The organism is Lentisphaera araneosa HTCC2155 (genome assembly GCF_000170755.1).
GTDB classification, from domain to species: Bacteria; Verrucomicrobiota; Lentisphaeria; order Lentisphaerales; family Lentisphaeraceae; genus Lentisphaera; species Lentisphaera araneosa.
This window is the reverse complement of record NZ_ABCK01000066.1, coordinates 1-2,555: the sequence shown is the minus strand read 5'-3', so window position 1 is coordinate 2,555 and position 2,555 is coordinate 1. Positions and strand designations below refer to the sequence as shown.

General features: G+C 38.0%; 3 protein-coding genes. All 3 read left to right on the top strand.

Annotated features, from left to right (window positions below; all coding sequences use genetic code 11):
• The coding region (locus tag LNTAR_RS24560; RefSeq protein ID WP_007281484.1) for a hypothetical protein at positions 1-543 on the top strand (543 nt) is incomplete at its 5' end.
• 477 nt (positions 544-1,020) lie between these two features.
• A complete protein-coding gene (locus LNTAR_RS24555; RefSeq protein WP_007281483.1) occupies positions 1,021-1,281 on the top strand; it encodes a polymorphic toxin-type HINT domain-containing protein in 261 nt (86 codons plus the stop codon).
• A 179-nt stretch (positions 1,282-1,460) separates the two neighbouring features.
• On the top strand, positions 1,461-2,555 hold a 1,095-nt coding region (locus LNTAR_RS26365), incomplete at its 3' end, for a polymorphic toxin-type HINT domain-containing protein (RefSeq protein WP_007281482.1).

The window sequence follows — 2,555 nt, the reverse complement described above, 5'->3', positions numbered from 1 at the left end:
TCTCTAGGTGAATGGCGTGATTTGGAAAAACATCAATTTATAAAAGAAGAGTTTGCGGTTTCCAAAGTTAAAAAGAATAAATCATTAATTGGTACTTTAGGGCCTTTTTACATTCCGGCGGCAAGACATGAAATTAAAGAGCTTGTTAAAAAATATGATCTTAGAGCTTTAAATCTTGAGCAAGAAGTTTTAGGGAGCAAAGGTAAGCTTTTTAAATTATCGAGTGATGTAAAAATGCCACGCTGTTTATTGTCCTATATTGGTAATGGCTATAGAGAAATCACTGATATAGAAAGTAATTGGGAGCGCTCAACAGTTCGGATATTTAATGATGATGGATACTCGCCGTTTATTTTAAAATATAAAAAATCAGAAATTGAAGCCCTGCCAGACTTTGATATTGTCATGACGGCAGAACGAATAGGAACACTTGGAGCTTATACTCATATACGTTTACCACTTGTGACACAAAAGTTTCGTAAAGCAATGACGGATCTAAAAGTTCGTGGCCTACAATACGTCCCCGTTGAGTTGGTAGATTAGTTTAAACATCTCTTTAAGGGCGAGAGGTGAGCCTTTCTCGAGGTGAGCCTTTCTCAGAAAACTAAACGAGGTGAGCCTTTCTCAGAAAACTAAAAAAAGTTTATAGATTTAATTAAATCAATAACTTACAAAAAAAGTATCGACGCTCAAAACGTCGGTACTTTTTTCTTGGTAGTGTCCCATCCTTTCTGTAAATTCTGCGATTGCTCTACTTTAAGAGTTATGAATAGCTTCCGAATTTTCGCGAGAATGGGTTCTTTCTCGTCGGAGCGAAATTGAGGAAGTTGTTTGTAACTCGAGGTAAAGAAGTTGCAGAGTGGTGTTGTACCAAAACAACCCACAAGGAATTATTATGCACCACTCTACACAAGAAAACAGTAGTGTCTTATTAGAAATGATCCAGCAAGTCACTGAAAACGGTGAAAGCGGAAGGGGATGAGCCTTTCTCAGAAAAAGTAAAAATCCCCATTCTGGGTAGTGGCTAAACAGCAGTTCGTTCCTGTCAAAGATTTGAAAATCGGTGACGTTTTCCGCTTAGCTAATGGTGAATTTGCAACCCTCGCAAAAATCGCTACCGAGTCAGCTCCTCAAGACGAAACCTTCACCACCTATAACTTCGAAGTAGCGGACTTCCATACTTACTTCGCAGGTGACTCAGGCCTTTGGGTTCATAATAGGGGCAATCCGTGTAAAGAGATACGCGACCGTATGGCTGAAATTGCTCTATCCAAAGCATAATCAGGGACAGGTGATTTTAAGTAAATAATTAGGGACAGGTGATTTTAAGGGAGAAATAAGAATTTTTTAAAATTTGTTACTTATATTTCGAGGAATATGGTGGGATTTTTAAATCACCTGTCCCTCTAGATTCGTTTGAAATTTTAAGTACAATCACGGGACCTGCTTTAGCGGGGAAAGTGAGTAAATTATCGAAAGTTGAATTCTTTACAGAATTACGTAAAAGAAAGTTTTTCCAAGATGATGACTTTGGTAAGACATTGCTCGATGATGTTGAGACAAACCATATGGCTGCTTTACGCACCACAAAAATGTGTTTTGTAGCAGGTACAAAAATCCATGCCCAGCAAGGCTTAGTGAATATCGAAGATATAAAGCCGGGCATGATGGTTCTGGCTCGTGATGAGCAAAATACTACACAATCATTTAAGCCTGTTCTTCAAACTTTTGTAACAAAGCCGACTCTTCTTTATCATCTTTATTACACCATCAATGGTGGTGAAGCTGATGACGAAGACCCTGAACTGATTTCAGGTACAGGCGAACACCCATTCTGGGTAGTGGGCAAACAGAAATTTGTACCAGTTAAAGATCTAAAAGTCGGTGACGTATTCCGCTTAGCTAACGGTGAATTTGCGACTCTCGCAAAAATTGGCACCGAAAAAGCTGTTCATGGTGAAACCTTCACCACCTACAACTTCGAAGTAGCTGACTACCATACTTACTTTGCGGGTGATTCAGGCCTTTGGGTTCATAACATGGGCAGAACTTTATGTGAACAGCTATACAGTGTATTTGAGAAATACATAAAAATTAATGATGATTTGTGGGTCGGATTGGATAAATCCGTTGCTTGGGTTAATAAGAAAAAAACTTTTATCGATAAAAAATTAGCTCACCTAAAATTAATAAATAAAAGTAGGTCAAAATACTTCTCAGAACTAGCAAAAGGAAACTCACCTAGTCGTGCACGTTGGCATGATTTAACTGGGCAAAAATTAGCTGGTGATAAAATAGGTGATTCAGGAAATTTAGGAAGGAATATAGAAAAAAAATACGGGATTACGAAAGTGCCAGATATGGCAGCTCATCATATTGTAGAAAAACGAGACAACCCTTTTGGTCTTGACATTTTGAAAAAACATGAAATTGATGTGGATGAAATTGCAAATGGTGTTTTCTTAAAAAGAAAAGCAATTGTAACAAGGTATGAAACAGATGGTAATGGTGATTGGTTAGATGGTACTGGTGTAGTTCATGAAGGTCCGCACACT